Raw genomic sequence first — 25,026 nt, 5'->3', positions numbered from 1 at the left:
GCCCCGGCCGTGCGCACGGGGCTGTCAGGCGGCTGTCAGGCCGTGTGCAGCGTCAGGCCGTAGCGGCCGAGGATCTCGTTGACCGGCTGGAACCACGTCTCGCCGCCGCTGGAGCAGTTGCCCCAGCCTCCCGAGGTGACGCCCTGGGCCTGGTCGCCGCTGATGAACGAGCCGCCGGAGTCGCCGGGCTCGGCGCACACGCTGGTCCTGGTCAGCTGGTGCACGGCGCCCTGGCTGTAGTTGACGGTCTCGTCGCGCGCGAGCACCGTGCCGCAGTGCCAGTGGGTCGTCGAGCCCGAGCGGCAGACCGAGGCGCCCACGGGTGCCTCGGCCGAACCGCGTACGAGCTGGTCCGGGACGGTGCCCCAGCCGAGGACCACCGGCACCGTCCACCAGCCGCTGCCCACACTGACCCAGGCGTAGTCGTTGTCGGGGAACGACGAACCCTGGAACGTGCCGATGTAGGAGCCGTCCCAGCCGCTCACGCCCGCTCCGGGCTGCCCGCAGTGCCCGGCGGTGACGAAGCCGCCGTACACCGAGAAGCCGATGGAGCAGCGGACGTTGCCGGTGTAGTAGGGGTCGCCGCCGACCGTGCCGGCCGCGTAGGTGCGTGCCGCCGCGGCCACCTGGTGGACGGTGACGGGGCCGGCCGCGCGGGCGCGGGTCAGGAAGCGTTCGACATCGTTGTCGGAACGCCGGTCGCGGACCACGTCGACGACCACCGCGCCCGCCGCCGGGTCGACGTGCCAGCCGCTCACGCCCGAGGGCGCGGGCAGGCGGTCCAGGCGGCGCTTGGCCGCGTCGAGCTGCCGGGCGCTGTGCGCCACGGTGCGCACCACCGCGCCGGTGGACCGGACGGCGCGTACGGCCGAGGCGGAGGCGTCACGGGTGACGGCCACGGTGAGCCGGCCCGTCCGCGCGTCGAACCACGAGCCGCCGTAGGCGGCCCCGGCGGCCTCCCGGGCCTTCGGCTCCTGCGCGGTGGCGGTGCGCTCGGCCGCCAGCCGGGCCCGCGCCTGCGGCGCGCTGAGTCCCAGGTCGCGCCGCATCGCCTGCAAGAGGCCCGGGGACAGGGAAGCGGCCTCGGCGTGGGGAGCGGAGGCGGCGGGAGTGCGGGCCGGGGCGGAGGCCGACGCCCAGGCCGGCGCGGTCCCGGCCGCGGTGCCGGTGCCGGTGCCGAACAGTACGAGTGCGGCCACGAGTGCGCGGTGCAGTCGCCCGCGCGTCACGACATTGCGTCTCACGGAAGGTGCCCTTCGTCGTTCCAGCAAGGTGGGGGTGGAACAACCGCAGCCTGAGAGCGCTCTCATCGGGTTGCCGAGAGCTTAGCGAGACGATGTTTTCAGGTCCATGCCAATGGCGCGCATTTCTCGCCGGGGGAAGTCGCGCGCCTCGCGGAAACGGCCGTCCTGAGCCGGGTCGACGCTGCCGGTGGCGGTGGAACGGGTGTCACAATCCGGGGCGACTATGATCGCTTCGGAGTGCTCCGCGACAACATTGTCAGGCCCGTGCGGCCTCGGGCCGACGCCGGTCGCCGGAGCCTTGGCGGCCGGCCCGGTCGTGAAGGAATACGGTCCACAGTCGTGACGGCGGGGGACCAGCGATGCTAGAAAGGCCGGATGGCAGACCTTTTTGCCCGCCTTCGCCGGATATCTTGGCGCGCGTCGGCGGGAAAGAGCCTGCGGAGCGTCGCCGGACAGGTGTTCGTGCTGCAGGTTGCGCTGGTGGTGCTGCTGGTGGCCTTCGCCGTACTCGCCCTCCTGCTGCAGTCCCAGCGCGACACCGACGCCGAGGCGAAGCGCCGCTCCGTGGCCGTCGCGCAGACCTTCGCGCACTCCCCGGGGATCCTCGCCGCCCTCCGCACCCCCCACCCGACCAAGGTGCTCCAGCCGCTGACCGAGGCCGGGCGCAGGTCGGCGGGGGTCGACTTCATCGTCGTCATGGACACCCACGGCATCCGCTACACCCACCCGATGCCCGACCGGATCGGCAAGCGCTTCGTCGGCACCATCGGGCCGTCCCTGGCCGGCGGGGTCTACACCGAGAGCGTGCACGGACCGCTCGGCCAGGAAGTGCAGGCCACCGTCCCCATCGAGAACCCGGGCGGCCATGTGGTGGCCCTGGTCTCCGCCGGGCTCAAGGTCAAGAACGTCACCAACCAGGTGGACCGCCAGATCCCCATCATCCTGACCGCCGGGGCCGCCGCGCTCGGCGGGGCCACCGCCGTCACCGCGCTCGTCGGCAGGCGCCTGCGCCGCCAGACCCACAGTCTCGCCCCGGACGAGATGACCAAGATGTACGACCACCACGACGCGGTGCTGCACTCCGTGCGCGAGGGCGTCCTCATCGTCGCCGGCGACGGCCGGCTGCTGCTCGCCAACGACGAGGCCCGAAGGCTCCTGGACCTGCCGCCCGACGCCGAGGGACGGCACGTGACCCAGCTGCCCGTCCTCGAACCCGAGACCGTCGCCCTGCTCAGCTCGGGACGCGAGGCCACCGACGAGGTCCACCTCGCCGGCCCCCGCCTCCTCGCCGTCAACCAGCGGCCCACCGACCGCGACGGCGGACCCAAGGGCACCGTCGTCACCCTGCGCGACTCCACCGAACTCCAGGCCGTCTCCGGCCGCGCCGAGACCGCCCGCGAACGCCTCAAACTGCTCTACGACGCCGGCCTCGGCATCGGCACCACCCTCGACGTCACCCGCACCGCCGATGAGCTCGCCCAGGTCGCCGTCCCCCGCTTCGCCGACTTCGTCACCGTCGACCTCGCCGACGCCGTGCTGCACGGCGAGGAACCCGCGGCCACCGCCACCGGGGTGCGCCGCGTCGCCGTGCGCGCGGTGCGCGAGGACCACCCGCTCTACGAGAAGGGCCGGCTGATCGACTTCCTGCCCTCCACCCCCCAGGCCCGCGGCTACGGCACCGGACGCTCCGAGCTCGTCAACGACCTCTCCAGCGCCACCGGCTGGCACGCCCAGGACCCCGAACGCGCCGGACGGATCGTGGACTACGGCATCCACTCCCTCATCTCGGCCCCGATCAAGGCCCGCGGAGCGGTCCTCGGCGTCGCCAACTTCTGGCGCTCCAAGGAGCACGGCCCCTTCGACGAGGAGGAGCTGTCGCTGGCCGAGGAACTGGTCGCCCGGGCCGCGGTGAGCATCGACAACGGCCGCCGGTACGCCCGCGAGCACGCCATGGCCGTCACCCTCCAGCGCAGCCTGCTCCCGCGCGCCCTGCCCGAGCAGAGCGCCCTGGAGGTCGGCTACCGCTACCTGCCCGCCCAGTCCGGCGTCAGCGGCGACTGGTTCGACGTGATCCCGCTGCCCGGCGGCCGGGTCGCCCTGGTCGTCGGGGACGTCGTCGGCCACGGTCTGCACGCCGCCGCCACCATGGGCCGGCTGCGCACCGCGGTGCACAACTTCTCCACCCTCGACCTGCCGCCCGACGAACTGCTCAGCCACCTCGACGACCTGGTCGGCCGCATCGACCAGGACGAGGCCTGCACCGAGGTCGCCGCCGCCGTCGTCGGCGCCACCTGCCTGTACGCGATCTACGACCCCGTGACGCGCCGCTGCGTCATGGCGCGCGCCGGGCACCTCGCCCCCGCCCTGGTCAGCCCGGACGGCGACGTCACCTTCCCCGACCTGCCCTTCGGGCCGCCCCTCGGCCTAGGGGGCATGCCCTTCCGCTCGGCCGAGCTGGACATCCCCGAGGGCACCCAGCTCGTGCTCTACACCGACGGGCTCATCGAGGACCGGAACCGCGACCTCGACGTCGGCATGGAACTGCTGCGCCAGTCGCTCGCCGGCCACCCCGGCCGTCCGCCCGAGGAAAGCTGCCAGGCGGTGCTGGACACGCTGCTGCCCGCGCGCCCCAAGGACGACGTGGCCCTGCTCGTCGCCCGCACCCGGCCGCTGCCGCCCGACCGCATCGCCGACTGGGACGTGCCGTCCGACCCGGCCGCCGTCGCCAGGATGCGCGACGCCGCGTGCCGCCAGCTCGACGAGTGGGACCTGTCCGAGCTGTCCTTCAGCCTGGAACTGGTGCTCAGCGAACTCGTCACCAACGCCATCCGCTACGGCTGCGAGCCGATCCACGTCCGCCTGATCCTCGACCGCACCCTGATCTGCGAGGTGGCCGACGCCAGCAGCACCTCCCCCCACCTGCGCTACGCCGCCACCACCGAGGAGGGCGGCCGCGGACTGTTCCTCGTGTCGCAGATGACCGAACGCTGGGGCACCCGCTACACGCCCACCGGCAAGGTCATCTGGGCGGAGCTGCCCCTGTCGGAGTGCTCCGGCGAGAAGGCCCTGAGTCTGGCCCTCGCCGACGCGGGTCTCGATCTCGGCCTCGACCTGTAGCGCCCGGAGCACCTCAGCGCCGGGGCACCCCCACGATCAGCTCCCGCAGCCGCTCCACGTACAGCCGCATGTTCTTGTACGCGATGTCGGTGCCCGGGTAGCGGCTCGCGAACTGCAGCCCCTCGTGCAGCCTGTTGATCCACGCGCACACCTGGTCGCCGTAGGAGACCCGGACCAGGCCGTACGCCTTCAGCTCGGCCCGGCGCTCGGAACCCGGGATGCCGCGGGCGTCCACGAACGACACGATCGAGTACAGGTCCGGCGAGGTCGGGCGGAAGTCCGAGCCGAGCAGCCGCAGGACCCGCGCGATCGGCATGCGGGACAGCGGCCGGCCGGCGCGCAGCGCGGTGCTGACCATCCGCAGCAGGCTCGGGAAGTCGGGAGCCTGGGCCGCGGGGATCTCCAGCGGGGCGCCGCCGACGTACCAGCCCACCGAGTCCATCCACTGCGACGTGCGCCGGGTGTGGAACGGCACCACCGTGCGGTAGACGGGCCGGTCCCCGATCTCGTGCACGATGAGACTGGTCGCGGCCAGCACACCGACCAGGCTGCCGCCGAAGGGCCGGCAGTACTCCTCGAACGCGGCCGCGTCCTCGGCGCCCACCAGCATCTTGCGCATCAGCTTCTGGCGCGGCGCGCGACGATCGCGTCCGCCTCGCCGAGCCCATCCGCACTGGCGCGCTCGGTGCGGCAGAAGTCGACGTAACTGCTCACCTCCCTCCGCGCGGTGCGGCTCCCCGCGAGGCCCGCGCGGTACAACTCGTGGATCTCGGCCGGGATGCGCTGGACGGAACAGGAGTCGACGTTGCTGTGGTCGAAGGCCATGTACACGCTCGCGCCGTGGTCGCGCGGGACCGCCGAGAAGAGGAAGTTGGGCCAGCGCAGCGCGTCCGCCGTGACGTCGAAGCGGTCCTGTAGGTGCTGCACCAGGGCGCCGGCGTCGTGGAACTCGCCGACCGTCTGGCGCCGCAGCGACACGTCCCCGGCGTCGAGGGTGAACCGGCGCATCTCCTCGCCCGTCCAGCGGAAGCCGCTGCGCAGCGTCTCGTGCCGGAGCATCCAGCCGCGCAGCGCCTCCTGGAGGACGTCGAGGTCGACCCGGCCCGGGATGTCGAACGCCGTGCCCAGCCAGGTCGGCACGAACAGGCCGCCCTCGCGCACCGAGCGGGCCGTCCTGATGTGCGACTCCTGGATGTACGCCGGCGGCCGCGAGTCGTCCGGCAGTCCGGTCGCCGTCCGGACGGCCGCCGGATCGAGCGTCCACTCGACGAGCCGGCCGGGCCGGACCTCGCAGCGCTGGATGTCGGTCATACGCATGGGAAGCCTCCGTTGCCGACGGGGTACAGAGGAGCAACTGCGTATGGGCGCGGCGGGTTGCGGGTGGCTGCCGGTCCGGCTCGGCCCCGGCGCGGGCGGTCAGCGTATGGACAACTGGTCGTAGGTCCGGAAGGTGTACGAGGCGTCGTAGCTCAGCAGGTTCCCGGCCGGTGCGGGCAGGCCGAGCCGCCGGTTCAGCGGGCTCGTCAGCGGGCCGCAGTCCTCGGCGGCGGGCGCCGTGAAGGCGTCGTCGTAGGCGGAGAACTCGATGACGGGCGGGTCGGTGGAGATCCAGCGGGAGGGACCCGAGCGCTTCATCTCGAAGTCGACCGGGGTATCCGCCCCGACCGCGCAGGTGCGCGGCAGCAAGGGGCTCAGCAGCCGGAAGCGCAGGGTGAATCGCCCGGTGTAGAAGTCGGACCGGCCACCGTACTCCGGCAGCAGCGTCAGTGCGAGCGGCCCCCTCCCGGCCGGCGCCCGGCCGGTGAGGCCGCCGGGAACGGCGGTCGGCGTGGTGTGCATCGCGCCCCACACCTGCCCCGGCGTGCCGTCGGGGAGCGGGCCCTCGGCGTGGGTCATGGTGATCGGCGCGAGCGTGACCGTGACGGTCCCCATGATCAACCTCGGGGCGGCGGTGTGCACCTCGCATCTCCAACGGGCCGGGTCGGCGCCGGCGGGCAGGGCCGGGCAGTCCTCGAAACCGGCCGGGAGGCCTCCGGCGGACGGGGCTTTCGCGGGGGCGTCCCGCGCCGAGGCGGCCGGGACTCCGACCAGGCCCGCCAGGACGGCGCCGCCGACGAGGGCGAGGGCCGTGCGGCGGGCGAGGCGGGCGAGGGACGAACGGTACGGGCTGGTCCTGGTGTTCGGCATGGGACCAGACTGCCGAACGCCACGGGGACGTCACCATCGGTGACGTCCCCGGCTCGACCCCGAACGGGCCCTGACGCCGTGTCAGGGTCCGTCCCGGAGGCGCTGATCGGCCGCCGCCGGTACGCTCTCCGCGGCGCGCGGCGGGGTCGGCACGGCCAGGAAGCCGAGGACCTCGGCCGCGGCGAAGAAGGAGAAGCCCCAGGGGCGGCCGATCTCGAGGGTGACCAGGGCGCCGGTGACGGACGGGCCGGCGATGGAGCCCGATCCGGCCGATGCCCGAGGCCGATCCGAGCGCGGTGCCGCGCACGGGGGCGGGGACCCGCGCCGGCCGGTGCGGTTCATGGCCGGGGTCCTGGGCGAGCGCGTGAGCCCCGCCCGACTCCCGCCTTACGCCGACCGGGTGCATTGAGCGCGCCGTTGCTCCATACCGGCTAAGCGAGCCGCCGCTCCGGGTGCGTCAGGCGCAAGGATGGTGCCGAGCCCTGCGGAAAACCGCGTGGAACTCACGTACCCATCTCTTGAGAGAAAGCGTGTGACGGGCCGCATGACAGACGTTCAGCACATCACTCGGGAGACCGCCGCACCCCGGCGCCCCCTGCGGCCCGGCGCCGTGGTGGTGAACTGGGTGACGACCACCGACCACAAGAAGATCGGTTCGCTCTACCTGACCACCTCGTTCGCCTTCTTCCTCTTCGGCGGCATCCTGGCACTGGTGATTCGCGCGGAGCTGGCCCGTCCCGGCCTGCAGATCCTCTCCACCGAGCAGTACAACCAGGCGTTCACGATGCACGGCACGGTCATGCTGCTGATGTTCGCCACCCCGCTGTTCGCCGGTTTCACCAACTGGATCATGCCGTTGCAGATCGGCGCTCCGGACGTGGCCTTCCCGCGGCTGAACATGCTGGCCTACTGGTTGTACCTGTTCGGCTCGCTGATCGCGGTGGCCGGCTTTCTGACCCCGCAGGGCGCGGCGGACTTCGGCTGGTTCGCCTACACCCCGCTGTCCGACGCGGAGCACTCGCCGGGGCTCGGCCCCAACCTGTGGATCATGGGCCTGGCCTTCTCCGGCTTCGGCACGATCCTCGGCTCGGTCAACTTCATCACCACGATCATCACCATGCGCGCGCCGGGCATGACCATGTTCCGCATGCCGATCTTCACCTGGAACGTGCTGCTCACCAGCGTCCTGGCGATCATGGTGTTCCCGGTGCTGGCCGCCGCGCTGTTCGCGCTGGAGGTGGACCGCATGTGGGGCGCCCACATCTACAGCGCCGCGAACGGCGGTCCGCTGCTGTGGCAGCATCTGTTCTGGTTCTTCGGCCACCCCGAGGTCTACATCATCGCGCTGCCGTTCTTCGGGATCATCACGGAGATCATCCCGGTCTTCGCGCGCAAGCCGGTCTTCGGCTACATGGGCCTGGTCGGCGCGACCATCTCCATCGCGGGGCTCTCCGCCACGGTGTGGGCGCACCACATGTTCGTCACCGGCGGGGTGCTGCTGCCGTTCTTCTCCTTCATGACGTTCCTGATCGCGGTGCCGACCGGGGTGAAGTTCTTCAACTGGATCGGCACGATGTGGAAGGGCTCGCTGTCCTTCGAGACGCCGATGCTCTGGGCGGCCGGCTTCCTCGTCACCTTCCTCTTCGGCGGCCTGACCGGCGTCATCCTGGCCTCGCCGCCGCTGGACTTCCATGTCTCCGACAGCTACTTCGTGGTGGCCCACTTCCACTACGTCGTCTTCGGCACCGTCGTCTTCGCGATGTTCGCGGGCTTCCACTTCTGGTGGCCCAAGTGGACCGGGAAGATGCTGGACGAGCGGCTGGGCAAGATCACGTTCTGGACCCTCTTCGTGGGCTTCCACACCACGTTCCTGGTCCAGCACTGGCTGGGCGCCGAGGGCATGCCGCGGCGGTACGCCGACTATCTCGCCGCCGACGGTTTCACGACCCTCAACATGGTCTCCACCATCGGATCCTTCCTGCTGGGCGCGTCCATGCTGCCTTTCCTCTACAACGTCTGGAAGACCGCCAAGTACGGCCCGAAGGTGGAGGTCGACGACCCGTGGGGCTACGGCCGCTCGCTGGAGTGGGCGACCTCCTGCCCGCCGCCGCGGCACAACTACGTGACCATGCCCATGATCCGCAGCGAGTCCCCGGCGTTCGACGTGCACCATCCCGAGGTGTCGCTCACGGACAAGCGGGAGAACCTGGGCCTGCCGGGATGACGGGCGAGGCGGGGCGCCGCGACGGCCGGCCCGCCGGGGCCGCGGACGTGGTCAACCAGGTCGAGGGCTATCTGCTGTGGCAGGCCCGCGTCGCCGAGGCCGAGGAGCGGGCCCGGTCCTTCACCGAGCCCATGACGTGGCTGACCAGCGCGCAGCGCGAGGAGATCGAGGAGCACTACACGCGCGACTGCCTGCTGCGCGCGCGGTCGGACCTGCAGCGGGTCGCCGACCGGTGCCGGGCGCTGCGCGGCGAGTACGAGGAGCGGTACCGCAGGCTGCGGGCGCGGTGCATGGCGTCCGTACTGGCCGCGCTGGCCGTCCTGGCCGGGGCCGCCGTCGTGACCCTGGCCGTGGCCTCCGCCCGGCTCTGACCGTCGGGTCGTCGATTGCCGGCGGTCGCTGGGACGGTCCTGTGACATTCGCGGGACATCGCTGTGAAGCGGCGGGTCCAGGCTAATTGGAAACGGACATACCGAACTTTTCGGTCATTCGTTTCGCTGCTTCCGAGGGTGCGAGCAGACGCGACCGGGCCGATATCTCGAATCTCGCCGCAGGAGAAACCCCCATGAGCCCGACTCTCACCCTCACCACGCCGTCCACCGACGCCGAGGCCCCCGCGCTGGCCCCGCGCGAGCGCGAGACGCTGCGGCACATCGCCGCCGGCCGTACCTACGTGCAGACGGCCCGGCACATGGGCCTGTCCCGGCACACGGTCGACGAGTACCTGCGCCGCATCCGCGCCAAGTTCGACATCACCAGCACGGCGGAGCTGACGCGGGTCGCCATCGCCCTGGGGCTGTGACACGCAAGGGGGCGGGGGGTGGCCGGGCGGTCAGGTCCGGCGGGCGCCCGCCTGGACCATCGAGTAGGTCGCCAGGCCGTACAGCAGATGCGGCACCGCGTCCGACGCCCAGTCCTGCGCCGACCACTGCCGGGGATCGCTGACGCCCATCCGGGCCATGGGCAGGTCGGTCGCCGCCATGGCCAGGGCGCCGGTGCACACACCGCCCAGCCACCACGGCATCCGGAAGCCCGCGCGGTGCAGCGCGGACACCGCCACGCCGATGCCGCAGCCGACCGCGATCCCCGACAGCGCCCCCAGCCCGGACAGCCGGTTCTCGCGGCTCTCGCCGGAACCGGGCACCGGATGCCCGGCCTCCTTGGTCATCTTGTCCACGGCCTCGGCCGGAGTCCCGCTCGACGGCCTGCCGCGCAGCGCCATGTCGGCGTAGGTGACGGCGTTCAGGACGGTGGTCCCCACGGCGCCCGCCGCGCCACCGCGTACGAGGGTCTGGATCATGCCCGGACGGGTCCCGCGGGCGCCCGCCCGAATCACCGGCGCCCGCCCGGGGCGCCGCCCTCCGTTTCCGGCATCCGCCGTCGGGTACGCGGCACGCATGTCGGGCACACCTGCCGCCGGCGCGGACAGGACCGGTGACCAAGCCGGCAGGGACACCGCGACGGTCGTGGTGCGGCCGTACGCCAACCCCCTGCCTCTGGGCTTCTTCTCCTTCGGCATCGGCATGGCGCTGCTCGCCGGCATCGGGTTCGGAGCGGTCGACGGGGAGCAGGTGCGCGCGGCGGGCGTCCTGCTGGCGGTGTTCGTCTTCCCGCTGGAGTTCCTGGCCGCGGTCATGGCCTTTCTGACCCGCGACACCGGCGCGGCGGCCGCGCTCGGCCTGTTCGCCACGTCCTGGGCCGCCCTCGGGGCCCTGCACATCGTCAGCCCCGCGCAGCGGACCAGCGTCGCCGTGGGCATCTACCTCGCCGCGTTCGCCCTGATGCTCGTCCCCGTCGCGGCCACGGCGTTCCTGGGCAAGCGCCTGCTCGGGCTCGTCCTGACGGTGTCCATCGTGCGCGCCGCGTTCGCGGCGGCCTACCAGCTCGGCGCGCCGGGCGCGCTGGAGACCGCCGGCGCGGCGGCCGCCCTGCTGCTGGTCGCGCTGGCCCTCTACGCCGGTACGGCCTTCCTCGTGGAGGACCTGCGCCGTCGCACCGTGCTGCCCCTGCTGCGGCGCGGTGACGCCAGGCAGGCCGTCGAGGACGACATCGGCGGGCGGGGCGACGTGATTCCCCGGGAACCGGGCGTCCGCCGGCAGTTGTGACCCCGCGCCGGCGGAGGCGTGGGTCCGGGCGGTGTCACCGGGGCGGCTCGTCCTGGCCGCGCTCCATGGCGTCCAGCTCGTCCTTCATCCGCTGCTGAGCGGTGTCGACCTGACCGCTGTACTTGCCCTGGGTGCGCTGGTCGACGTAGTCGCCGCCCTTGTCGATGCCCTTGCCGGCCTGATCCTCGTGGCCCTTCAGCAACCCCTTGATCTTGTCCATCATGCTCACGGCGTGCTCCTTCGCGCGTTGTCCTCCTCTCAGGATCACCGACCCCCCTGCGGGCTGCATCCGCAGCGGCGGGTCGGCGGAGCGGAGGTCACGGCGCGGGCACGGGCGCGGGCCAGTCGCGCAGGAGGGTGTCGAGGGCGTCGACGATCCGGACCCAGCTCGTCGTGGAGTCGGGGGCGCTGTGGCTGAAGCCGCCCGCCATCTCGAGGCTGACGTAACCGTGGAAGACGCTGCCCAGCAGCCGGACCGCGTGCGTCTGGTCCGGCTCGGAGAGGTCGTAGCCGCGCAGGACCGCCCGGGTCATCCGGGCCAGCCGCACGCCCGCGCTGGCCGCCGCGGTTTCCGGGTCGAGCCTGAACCGCGCGGCGTCGTAGCGGCCGGGGTGCTCACGGGCGTAGTCGCGGTAGACGTTCGCGAAGGCGGCCAGGGCGTCCTTGCCGGCCCGACCGGCCAGCGCGTCCGCGGCCCGGCCGGCGAGCTCCTCCAGGGCGAGCAGGGCGATCCTGGTCCTGAGGTCCTGGGAGCTCTTGAGGTGCGAGTACAGGCTGGCGACCTTCACGTCGAAGCGGCGGGCGAGCGCGGAGACGGTCACCTGGTCGAAGCCGACCTCGTCGGCGAGCTCCGCGCCCGCCCGTGTCAGACGCTCCACCGTCAGCCCTGCGCGCGGCATGCCGCTCCCTTCCGTCCGTTCCGGGAGCATCGATTATGTGGATGCCTAAACCCCTTAGGCAAATGCCGGCCCGGCCCGCCGCCCATGGACGCGGATGCCGCTCATCACCGCGGCGACCATCGCCCGCACGCGGTGGTCGTCGACCCGCCCTTGTTGCTGTGCGCCCCGGGGGACCTGTGGTCAGGCACCTCGTGAGCCCGGGGGCGCGGGCTAGTAGCCGCCGCCCGAGGAGTGCGTGGCGGAGGGGGCCACCGACGAGGTCCCGCCCGCGCCGCCGACCGTGATGTCGGTCCTCATGCCGAGCTCCCTGTGCTGGTCCACCGGGCAGAACAGGTGGTACGTGCCGTCCTTGAGCACCACCCGGACCTGACCCGACTGCCCGGGCCGCAGGCCCTGCGGCAGCCGTACGTCGCTGCCCCGGCCCTGGATCTCCAGCGAGTGCAGGGTGTGTCCGTCGTTGACGGCCACGAACGTGTAGTCGCCGGGCTTGAACGTCTTCGCGGACAGGTTCAGCCGGTACTCGGTCATCCGCACCGTCACCGTCGTGCCCTTCGCCCCGCCGCCGGCGGACGCGGACGACGTGGCAGCCCCCGCGCCGCCCTGGCTCCCCGAACCGCCCGACCCGTGCGACCCGCCCGAGCCGTACGACCCCGAACTCCCGCAGGCCGCGAGCAGGGCGGCCAGCATCACCGCGCCCGCCGTGCCCGCTGCCGCCGCCCAACCGCTCCGGCTGACCCGTCGTCCCGCCATGGCCGCGCCTCCTCACCGCCGACGCGCCCGGATGTGCCGGGGCGTTCCGCCGTGGATTTCCCACCCACGGATACGGCTTCGGGCCGCCGATGGATTGCGGCGCGCGCCGGTAGCCCGATTCCCGCACCGAGCCCGGTGCGGCAGCGGTAGCCCGATCCCCGGACCCGGCCCCCGGTGCGGCGGCAGCCTGCTCAGGAGGCCGCCATGGCCGACGGCGTGCGCATCCGGCTCCTCGGCGCTTTGCACGCGGCGGTCGGAGACCGCCCCGTCGCCGCCGGGCGCGGCAGCCGCGCAAGGCGCGCGGCCCGATGACACTGCTGTGCCCGGCGCCCGGTGCCCGGCAGCCGGATGAGCCGCGCGGCTCCGCGACCTCCTGTGGCCCGACCTGGGCCGGTCGGCCGCGGTCGCCGGCCATGGCCGGGGCACCATGTGCGCCCATGTACGCCGACTTCACCGGCGACTCAGACGAGGACAGTAACATCGGCCCGTCGAGCACCAGTTGACGCAGCATTACTCTCCGTGCGGTCGGCCGGGTTTGCCGCGGGCGCGAGGGGCAAGGCGGACTGCATGAGTGAACCGAACGGCAGCACCCATCAGAACACCGAGTCCGGGCGGACGGCCGCGGCCAAGGCCCGGCGTACCGCCGGCAAGGCGACCGCGCCGGCCTCACGGGCCGCCACGGGCGCCGCCGCCAAGGTGGACGACGCGGCCTCGGCGACCGCCTCGGGCGCCCAGCGCGCCGCCGGTACGGCCAGTGACCTCGCCCACGGCGCGGCCAAGGGCGTGGAGGCCGGCCGCCAGGCGGTCGTGACCGCCTCCGGTCAGGTCGCGGCCACCGCCAGGACGGCGGCGGCCACGGCGAAGACGGCCTGGGCGGCCCTGGCGCGGCGCAAGCTCGTCGCGGCCGGCCTCGGCGGCGGCATCGCCGCGATCGGCGCCGCCTCGTACACGGCGGGCCGCCGGGCCGGCCGCGGTGCCCAGGGACCGCTGACCCGCCTCACCGGCGGCCGTATCTGACCCACCGATCGGGCGACCGCCCCAACCCCCGCCGTCGCGGCGGCGGTCGGGGCGGTCGTCCAAGTCGCACGGCAGCGCGGCCTGCCGTCGGTGCACGGGGGAGTCGGGAGCGGGCGCCCGCGTGGTACAGCGCCGCGGACGTGGTGACCGGCTCCCGCCGCTCCTCCCTCGCCAAGGACACGCCCGCAGCACGTGCCACGGCCCCCGGACGGCCTCCGCCGCGGCGAGGACATCGACGCGGGCCTCGACCGGCTGACCCGGGCCGCGGCCGCGACGGCTTGTCCCTGACGGGACGTCACTCACAGTGCGGGCGTGCGGCGTTCAGCGGACCGGGAAGCCGAAGGAGTAGCCCTGCTGCTTCAGCCAGGGCAGGACCTCGCGCAGCGCGGCCACGGTCTGGGAGCGGTCGCCGCCCGCGTCGTGGAAGAGGATCGTCGGCCCGTTCGCGACCTCGCGGTGGACCGTCGCCACGATCGCCGCGGTGCCGGGACGCTCGAAGTCCTTGGAGTCCACGTTCCAGCCCAGCGGCCGCATCCCGTGCGAGGCGGCGAGCTCGCGGCTGTACGGCGTGAAGGCGCCGCCCGGCGCCCGGTAGTACTGCGGCTTCACCCCGCCCGACGCCCGGATGATCATGCGCTCGGCGTCCAGGATCTGCTGCGACTGGTAGGCCTCGGACTTCTTGTCCATCGTGGTGTCGTGGGACACCGTGTGGTCGCACAGCCGGTGCCCGGCCGCCACGACCGCCTTCACGAGGTCCGGGTGCTCCTGGGCCTGCGTGCCCACCATGCAGAACGTGGCCTTCACCCCGTTGTCCGCGAGCACCCGCAGCACCTGCGGAGTCCAGACGGGGTCCGGGCCGTCGTCGATGGTGATGTTCACCCCGTGCGGGCCGCGGTCGGAGGCGTGCGCGATCGTCACGGGAACCGTGGCCGCCCGCTCGCCGCCCCCGGCGTCGCCCGCTGCCGCCGACGGGGACGCGGAGACGCTGCCCCGCGCCTCGCGCCCGGCGGACGGATCGGCCTGCGCGGTCCACACCGAGGTGGCGGCCGCCACCGCCGTCACCCCGACCGCCGCCGCGAGCACCCGCCCGTGCCACCCTCGTCCGCCGTGCCGCACCATGTCCGCCCCGTTTCCTGCGCTCTTCCTGGGTCCGTGCACTCGTCAGGACGGGGAAAAGCCTGCGCCGGATCCCTCCGTTACAGATCACGGACAATTCCAGCGGGAGTTGACGACAGCGCGGCCCGGCGACGGCGCCGGAGGGCGCGTCGCGGCGCCCGGCGCACGCGCGGCGCACACCGGCGCGAGTGGCCCGGCTCACATGGCGTGACGCGGGTGACGCCGACACCATGGTCCTCGTCACCGGCAGGCCGAAGGGATCCAGGATGTTCCGCAAGGTACTGGTCGCCAACCGCGGCGAGATCGCGATCCGAGCGTTCCGCGCGGGGTACGAACTCGGTGCGCGCACCGTGGCCGTGTTCCCCCACGAGGACCGCAACTCGCTGCACCGGCTCAAGGCCGACGAGGCTTACGAGATCGGCCGGCCGGGGCATCCCGTGCGCGCCTACCTGTCCGTGGAGGAGATCGTCCGCGCCGCCCGCCGCGCGGGCGCGGACGCCGTCTACCCGGGTTACGGCTTCCTGTCGGAGAACCCGGAACTGGCGCGCGCCTGCGCCGAGGCGGGCATCACCTTCGTCGGCCCCGACGCGGACACGCTCGAACTGACCGGCAACAAGGCCCGCGCGGTGGCGGCCGCCCGGGCCGCCGGCGTGCCCGTGCTCGGCTCCTCCGCCCCCTCCACCGACGTCGACGAACTCGTCCGGGCCGCCGAGGACGTCGGCTTCCCCGTGTTCGTCAAGGCCGTCGCCGGCGGCGGCGGGCGCGGCATGCGCCGGGTCGAGGACCCCGCCGCGCTGCGCGAGTCCATCGAGGCGGCCTCGCGCGAGGCCGCCTCCGCCTTCGGCGACCCCACCGTCTTCCTGGAGAAGGCCGTCGTCGACCCCCGCCACATCGAGGTGCAGATCCTCGCCGACGGGCAGGGCGACGTCATTCACCTCTTCGAGCGGGACTGCTCGCTCCAGCGCCGCCACCAGAAGGTGATCGAGCTCGCCCCCGCGCCCAACCTCGACCCCGCGCTGCGCGAGCGGATCTGCGCCGACGCCGTGCGCTTCGCCCGCGAGATCGGCTACCGCAACGCCGGCACCGTGGAGTTCCTGCTCGACCGCGACGGCAACCACGTCTTCATCGAGATGAACCCGCGCATCCAGGTCGAGCACACGGTCACCGAGGAGGTCACCGACGTCGACCTCGTGCAGTCCCAGCTGCGCATCGCGGCCGGCGAGACCCTCGCCGACCTCGGGCTCTCCCAGGACACGGTCCGCCTGCGCGGGGCCGCGCTGCAGTGCCGTATCACCACCGAGGACCCCGCCAACGGCTTCCGCCCCGACACCGGCCGCATCAGCGCCTACCGCTCGCCGGGCGGCTCGGGCATCCGCCTCGACGGCGGAACCACCCACGCCGGCACGGAGATCAGCGCCCACTTCGACTCCATGCTGGTCAAACTGACCTGCCGGGGACGGGACTTCAAGGCCGCGATCGGCCGGGCCCGGCGCGCGGTGGCCGAGTTCCGCATCCGCGGCGTCGCCACCAACATCCCCTTCCTCCAGGCCGTGCTCGACGACCCCGACTTCCAGGCCGGGCGGGTCACCACCTCGTTCATCGAGCAGCGGCCCCACCTGCTGACCGCGCGCTCCTCCGCCGACCGCGGCACCAAGCTGCTCACCTACCTCGCCGACGTCACCGTCAACAAGCCCCACGGCGAGCGCCCGGACCTCATCGACCCGGTCACCAAGCTGCCGCCGCTGCCCGCCGGCGAGCCGCCCGCCGGATCCCGGCAGAAGCTGGTCGAGCTCGGCCCGGAGGGCTTCGCCCGCCTGCTGCGCGAGTCGCCCACCATCGGCGTCACCGACACCACCTTCCGCGACGCCCACCAGTCCCTCCTCGCCACCCGGGTGCGCACCAAGGACCTGCTGGCCGTGGCCCCCACGGTGGCGCGGACCCTGCCGCAGCTGCTGTCCCTGGAGTGCTGGGGCGGCGCCACCTACGACGTCGCGCTGCGCTTCCTCGCCGAGGATCCCTGGGAGCGGCTGGCCGCGCTGCGCGAGGCGGTGCCGAACATCTGCCTCCAGATGCTGCTGCGCGGCCGCAACACCGTGGGCTACACGCCCTACCCGACCGAGGTCACCGACGCCTTCGTGCAGGAGGCCGCGGCCACCGGCATCGACATCTTCCGCATCTTCGACGCGCTCAACGACGTCGGCCAGATGCGCCCCGCCATCGAGGCCGTACGCGAGACCGGCACGGCGGTCGCCGAGGTGGCCCTGTGCTACACCGCCGACCTCAGCGACCCCTCCGAGCGCCTCTACACCCTCGACTACTACCTGCGCCTGGCCGAGCGGATCGTCGAAGCGGGCGCCCACGTGCTCGCCGTCAAGGACATGGCCGGACTGCTGCGCGCCCCGGCCGCGGCCAAGCTGGTCTCGGCGCTGCGCCGCGAGTTCGACCTGCCCGTCCACCTCCACACCCACGACACCGCCGGCGGCCAGCTCGCCACCTACCTCGCCGCGGTCCAGGCCGGCGCCGACGCGGTGGACGGCGCCGTCGCCTCCATGGCCGGCACCACCTCCCAGCCGTCGCTGTCGGCGATCGTCGCCGCCACCGACCACTCCGAGCGCCCCACTGGCCTGGACCTCCGGGCGGTCGGCGACCTGGAGCCGTACTGGGAGAGCGTCCGCAAGATCTACGCCCCCTTCGAGGCGGGCCTCGCCTCGCCCACCGGGCGCGTCTACGACCACGAGATCCCCGGCGGGCAGCTCTCCAACCTGCGCACCCAGGCCGTCGCGCTCGGCCTCGGCGACCGGTTCGAGGAGATCGAGGCGATGTACGCCGCCGCCGACCGCATCCTGGGCCGGCTGGTCAAGGTCACCCCGTCCTCGAAGGTGGTCGGCGACCTCGCCCTGCACCTGGTGGGCGCCGGCGTCGCACCCGAGGACTTCGAGGCCACCCCGGACCGCTTCGACATCCCCGACTCCGTCATCGGCTTCCTGCGCGGCGAGCTGGGCACCCCGCCCGGCGGCTGGCCCGAGCCGTTCCGCACCAAGGCCCTCAGGGGCCGCACGGAGGCCAAGCCCGTCCAGGAGCTCACCGCCGAGGACCGCGACGGGCTGGAGAAGTCCCGGCGGGCCACCCTCAACCGGCTGCTGTTCCCCGGCCCGACGCGCGACTTCGAGACGCACCGCCAGTCCTTCGGCGACACCAGCGTGCTGGACAGCAAGGACTTCTTCTACGGTCTGCGCCCCGCCAAGGAGTACGCCGTCGACCTCGAGCCCGGTGTGCGCCTGCTCATCGAGCTCCAGGCCGTCGGCGAGGCCGACGAGCGCGGGCTGCGCACCGTGATGGCCACGCTGAACGGCCAGCTGCGGCCCATCCAGGTGCGCGACGTGGCGGCCGCCTCGGACATCCCCGTCACCGAGAAGGCCGACCGGACCAACCCCGGCCACGTGGCGGCCCCGTTCGCCGGCGTGGTCACCCTCGCGGTCGCCGAGGGCGACGAGGTGGACGCCGGAGCGACCGTCGCCACCATCGAGGCGATGAAGATGGAGGCCGCCATCACCGCGCCGAAGGCCGGCCGGGTCGGCCGGCTCGCCATCAACCGCATCCAGCAGGTGGAGGGCGGCGACCTCCTCGTCGAGGTCGTCTGAGGACCCCGTTGTCAGTGGCGCCTGCGACCCTGGGCCGCATGGATGAGCTGGAGTTCATGCGGGGCCGGGTCTACGGCGCCGACCACGAGGAGGCCGGCCCCCGCCCCGGCCGCACCTACGCCCAACTGGTCGGCGGCCCACTGGACGGCCTGCTCCTGGACGTGACCGACCGCGCCGGCACCCCCTCGCCCGACCAGGTGGCCCTCCCGACGGAACTGGGCCGCTACGGCCCGGGCGGCCGAGCCTGCTACGCCCCCCGCCCCGGGAACCCCCACCACTGGGACTGGCGAGGCGACACACCGTGACGGGCGGGGCCCGGCCGAGTGGGCGCCGGGTCACCTGCCGGTGGGGTCCCACGACCGCCCGGTGCGGGAGGCCGACGCGGAGCTGTCCGCCCGGCACCGGGGGCGCGCCGATAGGGACCCTGGCCGCCTGCGCGGTGGCGGGGACGGCGGCCATGGGGCGGGGCGTGGCGTCGTGAGGGGTCCGGCCGGGCGGTCGCCGTGCACCTGCCGGTGGGGGTCCGGCGGCGAGGGGCCGTGCCATGCCCGGGCCGGCTGCGCGGTGCGGGGGCGGCTGCCGTGTGGGCTCGGCGTGGCGTGGTGCCGTGAGGGCCCCGGACAGGCGCACGACCTCGGCTCCGGCTTCGGCCCCGCGTTCGGCTCCGGCCACCTGACCCGCGAGGCGGCCCGCCAGGGGGACGTCGAGCCGCCGCACCCCTCCTGCCTGCCTTGGCGGGATCCGCCTCGCCACCTTCGATCCGCGCCGGGTGCCCTTCGCCCACGGCCGCTCGGTGCGGGAAGCCGACGCGGCCAAACTTTGACCGCTCGCTTTCTTGAATCCCTCGTGTTTACGGGGATAGGTTCGGCGCCATGACCGCGTCCCAGAGACCGAACCCCGCCGAGGAGCTGCGTGGTGCCGGCCTGCGGGTGACGGCCGCCCGTGTCGCGCTGCTGGAGACCGTCCGCGGCGGTGACCACCTCGGTGTCGAGGCGATCGCCGCCGGCGTGCGCGACCGCGTCGGCCACATATCCCTCCAGGCCGTCTACGAGGCGCTGCACGCGCTCACCGCGGCGGGACTCGTGCGCCGTATCGAACCGGCCGGCAGCCCGGCCCGGTTCGAGGGACGGGTGGGGGACAACCACCACCACGTCGTGTGCCGCTCCTGCGGCGCCGTCGCCGACGTCGACTGCGAGGTCGGCGAGGCGCCCTGCCTGACGGCCTCCGACGACCACGGGTTCTCCATCGACGAGGCCGAGGTCATCTACTGGGGCCTGTGCCCCGACTGCTCCACCGCTCCCAGCACAGCACCGTGATCCGCGCAGTTCGGAAGGAATTCCATGTCTGAGAACCACGATGCAATCGTCACCGATCCCAAGACGGAGGAGGCAGGCGGCTGCCCGGTCGCGCACGGGCGTGCCCCCCACCCGACGCAGGGCGGCGGAAACCGGCAGTGGTGGCCGGAGCGTCTCAACCTGAAGATCCTCGCCAAGAACCCCGCCGTGGCCAACCCCTTCGGCGAGGAGTTCGACTACGCCGAGGCCTTCGAAAGCCTCGACCTGCCGGCCGTCAAACGCGACATCGCCGAGGTGCTGACCACCTCCCAGGACTGGTGGCCCGCCGACTTCGGCCACTACGGCCCCCTCATCGTCCGCATGGCCTGGCACAGCGCGGGCACCTACCGCATCAGCGACGGCCGCGGCGGCGCCGGCGCCGGCCAGCAGCGCTTCGCCCCGCTCAACAGCTGGCCGGACAACGCCAACCTCGACAAGGCCCGCCGCCTGCTGTGGCCGGTCAAGAAGAAGTACGGCCGCAACCTGTCGTGGGCCGACCTCCTCGTCCTCGCCGGCAACGTCGCCCTGGAGTCGATGGGCTTCAAGACCTTCGGCTTCGCCGGCGGCCGCGAGGACGTGTGGGAGGCGGAGGAGGACGTCTACTGGGGTCCCGAGACCACCTGGCTCGGCGACGAGCGCTACACCGGCGACCGCGAGCTGGAGAACCCGCTCGGCGCGGTCCAGATGGGCCTCATCTACGTCAACCCCGAGGGCCCGAACGGCAACCCGGACCCGATCGCCGCGGCCCGCGACATCCGCGAGACCTTCCGCCGCATGGCGATGAACGACGAGGAGACCGTCGCGCTGATCGCGGGCGGCCACACCTTCGGCAAGACCCACGGCGCAGGCCCCGCCGACAACGTCGGTCCCGACCCCGAGGCCGCCGGCCTGGAGGAGATGGGCCTGGGCTGGAAGAGCAGCTACGGCACCGGCAAGGGCGGCGACACCATCACCAGCGGTCTCGAGGTGACCTGGACCAACACCCCGACCACCTGGGACAACAGCTTCTTCGAGATCCTCTTCGGCTACGAGTGGGAGCTGTTCAAGAGCCCCGCCGGCGCCCACCAGTGGCGGCCGAAGGACGGCGCGGGCGCGGGTACCGTACCCGACGCCCACGACCCCTCCAAGAGCCACGCGCCGTCGATGCTCACGACGGACCTGGCGCTGCGCTTCGACCCGGTCTACGAGCCGATCTCGCGCCGCTTCCTGGAGAACCCGGAGGAGTTCGCGGACGCCTTCGCCCGCGCCTGGTTCAAGCTGACCCACCGCGACATGGGCCCCGTCTCCCGCTACCTCGGCCCGGAGGTCCCCACCGAGACGCTGCTGTGGCAGGACCCGCTGCCCGAGCGGACGTACGAACTCATCGACGCCGGCGACGTCAGCGATCTCAAGAGCCGCATCCTCAACTCGGACCTGTCGGTGTCCCAGCTGGTGTCCACCGCGTGGGCGTCGGCCTCCTCCTTCCGCGGCAGCGACAAGCGCGGCGGCGCCAACGGCGCCCGCATCCGCCTGGAGCCGCAGCGCGGCTGGGAGGTCAACGACCCCGACCGGCTCGCGACGGTGCTGCGCACCCTGGAGGGCATCCAGCAGTCCTTCAACTCCGGCCGCACCGACGGCAAGCAGGTCTCGCTGGCCGACCTGATCGTGCTCGCGGGCGGCGTCGGCGTGGAGCGGGCCGCCAAGGAGGCCGGCTACGAGGTCGAGGTGCCCTTCACTCCGGGCCGCGTGGACGCCTCGCAGGAGCAGACGGACACGGAGTCGTTCGCCGCGCTCGAGCCGACCGCCGACGGCTTCCGCAACTACCAGGGCAAGGGCAACCGCCTGCCGGCCGAGTACCTGCTGCTCGACCGGGCCAACCTGCTCACCCTGAGCGCCCCCGAGATGACCGTCCTGGTCGGCGGCCTGCGCGTGCTGGGCGCCAACCACCAGCAGTCGCAGCTCGGCGTGTTCACCACGACCCCCGGCTCCCTGACGAACGACTTCTTCGTCAACCTGCTCGACCTGGGCACGGAGTGGAAGCCGACCTCCGGGGACGCCGGCACCTTCGAGGGCCGTGACGCCGCCACCGGCGAGGTCAAGTGGGCCGGCAGCCGCGCCGACCTGGTCTTCGGCTCCAACTCCGAGCTGCGCGCGCTCGCGGAGGTCTACGCGAGCGACGACGCGAAGGAGAAGTTCGTGCACGACTTCGTCGCCGCGTGGACCAAGGTCATGGACCTCGACCGGTTCGACCTCGTCTGACCGGCGCGTCCGCACCACGCCGTCCGGGCCGGCTCCCGCTGGGGTGCCGGCCCGGACGGGCGCCGTGCAACCATCGTGCGCTTCCCGTGGTCTGATGTGACATGAGCGGACAGCGGGCGGACAGGAGGCTGACGTACGCGGCCGTGGCGTGCGGGGTGGCCCTGGCGGTGGCCGGCGCGGGCGACACCGCGCCGCGTACCGGCCACACCCCGCCGAAGGCAGCCCCCGCCGCGCCGGGTACCGGAGGCCGGACGACGAGCGCGTCCGGCTCCGCGCGGGCCGTGCTCCAGCTCCGCTCCGCGCTCCACTTCTTCTATCTGCCGCGCTACAGCGCGCCCGCCGGGGCGCCCTTCGCCCCCGAGTACCGCATCGTGCTGCACGCCCCGGAGCAGGCCGTCCGAAAGGTCGCCGTCTCCTTCGACCTGTCCGTCTTCAAGGGGAAGGCGGACGTCTACGGTGTGCCGAAGGGCTACGGCTGCGTCCGCTCGGGCTTCCACGTGAACTGCGCGCTGGGCGACGTCAGGACCGGGGAGAGCCCCGACTTCCTGCCGTTCCACGTCAAGCCGAAGCCGGACACCGCTCCCGGGCCGGCCGGAGCGGTCACGGTGACCGTGCGCAGCGCCAACGCGCCCACGATCCGCCACACCACCCAAGTGATCGTCGGCTCGCCCTACCTGACGTCCCGTCAGGACTTCCGGAGGATCACCGGAGTACGACCCGGCGGCCCGGTGAGCATCACGCCGGCCTTCGGCAACAAGGGCGACACCGGCGTCACGGGCGGCATCACCCTGATGCTGAGCACCGACGAGGCCACTCTCCCGCTCCGGTACCGCAACTGCCGCTACGACAAGGCGGTCGGGGCCACCCGGGCGCAGTGCGACCTGCCCGGCCCGCTGCCGGCGGGCGCGGCCTTCGAGACCGCCGGCCCGGTCACCGCCGTGGCCGACCGCACGGCGAAGTCCGGCACCGTCGACTACGGCGTCTGGCGCACCGCGGACCTCGACCCCCTCTCCCGGCTGCCCGCCTCGGCGCCGCGCGGCACCGGCGAGCCGCTGCGGCTGCGGCCCGTGGACGGCGGCGCGTTCACCGGCATCCTCGCGCGGCGCAGCGAATCGGCCGGTGCGCGCGTGGAGTTCGACACCACCGGCAAGTACGACGTGGAGGCCGTGGGCTTCACGATCGAGGGCGGCGTGGGCCAGGTGGTCGACACCCAGGTGCCGTATCCGCGCGGCTACGGCTGGGGCGCAGGCGGCGGCTACGACGACCTGTGGGTGACCCTCCCCGAGGGGGTCAGCCTGGTCGAGGTGGACCCGGAGAGCCACTCCGGCGACTTCCTCTACTGCCGCCCGGGGCCGAGGAGGGGCGGCCCGGTCGCCTGCCCCGGTCCGGAGGCCGGCGGCACCCTGCTCCGCGTACGCATCGACCGGCGCGTGCAGGGAGCGCGCGGCAGCGTCACCGCGCCCTCCGACCGGGCCGTGGACCCGGACCAGAGCGACAACACCGCCCCTGTCGCCGTGCGCTACCTGCCCTGATCGCCCAGCCGTCCGGCGGTCACGGCGGCGGCGGGTTCATGGCCCAGCGGATGGCCCACGTCAGCGCGTGCCCGGCGGGCCGCACGGCGGCCTCCTCCAGCAGCGGCAGCCGGGGCAGCCACATCAGGCCGCGCGCCCAGGGCGGAAGGAGCGAGACGGCGTTGGCGGCGAGCACGGCGTAGAAGGGCAGCACGGGCGGCGGCACCGGCGGCTGGAGCAGCAGGAAGCGCGTGGTGGCCCGGGCCTCCGGGGTGGCGCGCAGCTCGGGCCGGTAGGCGTCCAGCCGCTCGGCGAGGGCCTGGCGGTCGCGCGGCGGGTCGGCCACGCCCAGCGCCTCGGCGACGCGCGCGGTGTCGGCGACGTAGGCGTCGTAGCCGGCGGCCTCCAGTCGGTGGACGCCGTAGCGCTCGTGGGCGCGCAGGAAGCAGTCGGTCTCGCACAGGTGCACCCAGGCGAGCAGGTGCGGATCGGAGGCGCGGTAGGCCTCGCCGTCCGGAGTGGTCCCGCTGATGCTCCGGTGGATGCCACGGACGCGGTCCACCGCCCGCTGCGCGTCCCGGGCGGTGCCGTAGGTGGTGACGGCCAGGAACGTGCTGGTGCGTTGCAGGCGCCCCCAGGGGTCGCCCCGGTAGCCGGAGTGGGCCGCGACGGCCGCCATGGCGAGCGGGTGCAGGGACTGCAGCAGCAGGGCGGCGAGGCCGCCGGTGAACATGGACGCGTCCGCGTGCACGGTGCGGATGGGGCGCTCGGGGCCGAACCAGCGCGGGCCGGGGGTGCCGTGGATGCGGGCGCGTTGGGCTGGTCCCTCCGGCCCCGCGACCCGGCGGAACAGGCTCCGGCCCAGCCGGCCCCGCACGTCCGGCAACACGAGCGGTGCCACCTCAGCCGCGGACGGCCGGTGTCTGCTTCGGGCCGCAGGGGCCCGTGGGCAGTACGGTCCGCGCGTGGGAGTCGTTGATCACGGCGGCCGCGGAGGCGTACCAGGCGACGAGCCCGGTGGCGATGCCGAACCAGCCGCCGACCTGGGTCCAGACGTGCGGCGGCGCCCCGGTCTGGAACTCGCCGATGGCCAGGAGGATGTAGGTGATCGTCAGCAGGACGAACACGCCGAGCACGGCGAGGGTGGTGCGCAGCGCGGCCACGGCCATGTAGGCGGTGAAGATGCCCCAGCCCAGCAGGTACAGCCCGATGGCGTTGTGCACGTCGCCGGCCATGGCCACGTGCGTCACGATCCACCAGTAGCTCATCCAGAAGGCGCCGTAGGAGGCGAACGCGGTCGCGCCGAAGGTGTTGCCGCGCCGGAACTCGAAGAGCCCCGCGACGAACTGGGCGATCCCGCCGTAGAACGCCGCCAGGCCGAGCACCGGAACGATCGCGCCGGTCTCCTTGAGCAGGTTGGTGTTGATGATGGACAGCAGCAGGGTGGTCAGCGCGAAGCCCGCCAGGCCCAGGGGCGCCGGGTCGGCCTGGGGCGCCGGACGCACGTCCGCCGCCCGCGCCTCACCGGGTACGGGGCTGCTCTTGTCCTCAGTCATGACCAGTATCCCTTCGGCCGAAGGTCAGCCTGTGTCGGTCCGGGTACCCCCGTGCACCGCCGGCAGTCGCCGTACGGCCGTGGCCGT

20 protein-coding genes and 2 pseudogenes are annotated in these 25,026 nt (G+C 73.3%); 11 read left to right on the top strand and 11 right to left on the bottom strand.

The window, feature by feature from the left end; translation table 11 throughout:
• Positions 1 to 35 precede the first annotated feature (35 nt).
• Complete coding sequence (locus IE217_RS09515; RefSeq protein ID WP_229865185.1) at positions 36 to 1,229, bottom strand: S1 family peptidase; 1,194 nt, start codon at positions 1,227 to 1,229, stop codon at positions 36 to 38.
• A 390-nt stretch (positions 1,230 to 1,619) separates the two neighbouring features.
• Between IE217_RS09515 and IE217_RS09510 the strand changes: the two genes are divergently transcribed.
• Positions 1,620 to 4,361, top strand: coding sequence for a SpoIIE family protein phosphatase (locus IE217_RS09510; RefSeq protein WP_190177292.1), 2,742 nt, complete (start codon positions 1,620 to 1,622; stop codon positions 4,359 to 4,361).
• Positions 4,362 to 4,374: 13 nt separating this feature from the next.
• Here the strand turns inward: IE217_RS09510 and IE217_RS09505 are convergent.
• From IE217_RS09505 to IE217_RS09495, 3 genes and pseudogenes are all read right to left on the bottom strand, one after another.
• Positions 4,375 to 5,678 (bottom strand): annotated as a pseudogene (locus IE217_RS09505) (condensation domain-containing protein).
• Positions 5,679 to 5,777: 99 nt separating this feature from the next.
• Positions 5,778 to 6,548, bottom strand: a complete 771-nt coding sequence (locus tag IE217_RS09500) for a hypothetical protein (RefSeq protein ID WP_190177291.1) — start codon at positions 6,546 to 6,548, stop codon at positions 5,778 to 5,780.
• 81 nt (positions 6,549 to 6,629) lie between these two features.
• Positions 6,630 to 6,864: pseudogene (locus IE217_RS09495) on the bottom strand (MFS transporter); the annotation flags it as partial.
• A 228-nt stretch (positions 6,865 to 7,092) separates the two neighbouring features.
• On the opposite strand from IE217_RS09495, the gene ctaD reads away from it, so the two are divergent.
• From ctaD to IE217_RS09480, 3 genes are all read left to right on the top strand, one after another.
• Positions 7,093 to 8,772, top strand: a complete 1,680-nt coding sequence (ctaD, locus tag IE217_RS09490; RefSeq protein WP_190177290.1) for an aa3-type cytochrome oxidase subunit I — start codon at positions 7,093 to 7,095, stop codon at positions 8,770 to 8,772.
• Entirely contained in the window at positions 8,769 to 9,143 is a 375-nt protein-coding gene (locus tag IE217_RS09485) for a cytochrome C oxidase subunit I (protein ID WP_190177289.1), read from the top strand. The genes ctaD and IE217_RS09485 overlap by 4 nt, the downstream gene beginning before the upstream one ends.
• 194 nt (positions 9,144 to 9,337) lie before the next feature.
• Complete coding sequence (locus IE217_RS09480; RefSeq protein ID WP_190177288.1) at positions 9,338 to 9,574, top strand: response regulator transcription factor; 237 nt, start codon at positions 9,338 to 9,340, stop codon at positions 9,572 to 9,574.
• Between the two features lie 30 nt (positions 9,575 to 9,604).
• On the opposite strand, the gene IE217_RS09475 is transcribed toward IE217_RS09480, so the two are convergent.
• On the bottom strand, positions 9,605 to 10,072 hold the full coding sequence (locus IE217_RS09475) for a hypothetical protein (protein ID WP_190177287.1): 468 nt from the start codon (positions 10,070 to 10,072) through the stop codon (positions 9,605 to 9,607).
• 97 nt (positions 10,073 to 10,169) lie between these two features.
• Between IE217_RS09475 and IE217_RS09470 the strand changes: the two genes are divergently transcribed.
• Positions 10,170 to 10,877: a GPR1/FUN34/YaaH family transporter gene (locus tag IE217_RS09470; RefSeq protein ID WP_190177286.1), complete on the top strand. Its 708-nt coding sequence runs from the start codon at positions 10,170 to 10,172 to the stop codon at positions 10,875 to 10,877.
• A gap of 34 nt (positions 10,878 to 10,911) precedes the next feature.
• Here IE217_RS09470 and IE217_RS09465 read toward each other — a convergent pair whose 3' ends face one another.
• The 3 genes from IE217_RS09465 to IE217_RS09455 form a co-directional block, all read right to left on the bottom strand.
• Entirely contained in the window at positions 10,912 to 11,106 is a 195-nt protein-coding gene (locus IE217_RS09465) for an antitoxin (RefSeq protein ID WP_190177285.1), read from the bottom strand.
• An 88-nt stretch (positions 11,107 to 11,194) separates the two neighbouring features.
• On the bottom strand, positions 11,195 to 11,776 hold the full coding sequence (locus IE217_RS09460) for a TetR/AcrR family transcriptional regulator (protein WP_190177284.1): 582 nt from the start codon (positions 11,774 to 11,776) through the stop codon (positions 11,195 to 11,197).
• Positions 11,777 to 11,986: 210 nt separating this feature from the next.
• On the bottom strand, positions 11,987 to 12,526 hold the full coding sequence (locus IE217_RS09455; RefSeq protein WP_190177283.1) for a copper-binding protein: 540 nt from the start codon (positions 12,524 to 12,526) through the stop codon (positions 11,987 to 11,989).
• A 567-nt stretch (positions 12,527 to 13,093) separates the two neighbouring features.
• On the opposite strand from IE217_RS09455, the gene IE217_RS09450 reads away from it, so the two are divergent.
• The gene (locus IE217_RS09450; RefSeq protein WP_190177282.1) at positions 13,094 to 13,543 is read left to right on the top strand and encodes a hypothetical protein; all 450 of its coding nucleotides are present in this window, start codon (positions 13,094 to 13,096) and stop codon (positions 13,541 to 13,543) included.
• A gap of 321 nt (positions 13,544 to 13,864) precedes the next feature.
• Here IE217_RS09450 and IE217_RS09445 read toward each other — a convergent pair whose 3' ends face one another.
• Positions 13,865 to 14,662, bottom strand: a complete 798-nt coding sequence (locus IE217_RS09445) for a polysaccharide deacetylase family protein (RefSeq protein WP_190177281.1) — start codon at positions 14,660 to 14,662, stop codon at positions 13,865 to 13,867.
• 263 nt (positions 14,663 to 14,925) lie between these two features.
• On the opposite strand from IE217_RS09445, the gene IE217_RS09440 reads away from it, so the two are divergent.
• The 5 genes from IE217_RS09440 to IE217_RS09420 all read left to right on the top strand — a co-directional run bounded on the left by IE217_RS09440 (position 14,926) and on the right by IE217_RS09420 (position 23,404).
• Complete coding sequence (locus IE217_RS09440) at positions 14,926 to 18,300, top strand: pyruvate carboxylase (protein WP_190177280.1); 3,375 nt, start codon at positions 14,926 to 14,928, stop codon at positions 18,298 to 18,300.
• A 38-nt stretch (positions 18,301 to 18,338) separates the two neighbouring features.
• Positions 18,339 to 18,605 (top strand): hypothetical protein, encoded by a 267-nt coding sequence (locus tag IE217_RS09435; RefSeq protein ID WP_190177279.1) that lies wholly within the window; start codon positions 18,339 to 18,341, stop codon positions 18,603 to 18,605.
• 567 nt (positions 18,606 to 19,172) lie between these two features.
• Positions 19,173 to 19,616 (top strand): Fur family transcriptional regulator, encoded by a 444-nt coding sequence (locus tag IE217_RS09430; protein ID WP_189707542.1) that lies wholly within the window; start codon positions 19,173 to 19,175, stop codon positions 19,614 to 19,616.
• Between the two features lie 24 nt (positions 19,617 to 19,640).
• Positions 19,641 to 21,872: a catalase/peroxidase HPI gene (gene katG, locus IE217_RS09425; RefSeq protein WP_190177278.1), complete on the top strand. Its 2,232-nt coding sequence runs from the start codon at positions 19,641 to 19,643 to the stop codon at positions 21,870 to 21,872.
• A 101-nt stretch (positions 21,873 to 21,973) separates the two neighbouring features.
• Entirely contained in the window at positions 21,974 to 23,404 is a 1,431-nt protein-coding gene (locus IE217_RS09420) for a hypothetical protein (protein WP_190177277.1), read from the top strand.
• Between the two features lie 19 nt (positions 23,405 to 23,423).
• Here the strand turns inward: IE217_RS09420 and IE217_RS09415 are convergent, their stop codons facing one another.
• Both IE217_RS09415 and IE217_RS09410 read right to left on the bottom strand, forming a co-directional pair.
• Positions 23,424 to 24,272: an oxygenase MpaB family protein gene (locus IE217_RS09415; protein ID WP_190177276.1), complete on the bottom strand. Its 849-nt coding sequence runs from the start codon at positions 24,270 to 24,272 to the stop codon at positions 23,424 to 23,426.
• Between the two features lie 13 nt (positions 24,273 to 24,285).
• Positions 24,286 to 24,939, bottom strand: a complete 654-nt coding sequence (locus tag IE217_RS09410; RefSeq protein ID WP_190177275.1) for an acetate uptake transporter — start codon at positions 24,937 to 24,939, stop codon at positions 24,286 to 24,288.
• Positions 24,940 to 25,026: the final 87 nt, after the last annotated feature.

The organism is Streptomyces naganishii JCM 4654, from assembly GCF_014650575.1.
Classification (GTDB): domain Bacteria; phylum Actinomycetota; class Actinomycetes; order Streptomycetales; family Streptomycetaceae; genus Streptomyces; species Streptomyces naganishii.
This window is presented reverse-complemented; position numbering and strand designations above follow the sequence as displayed.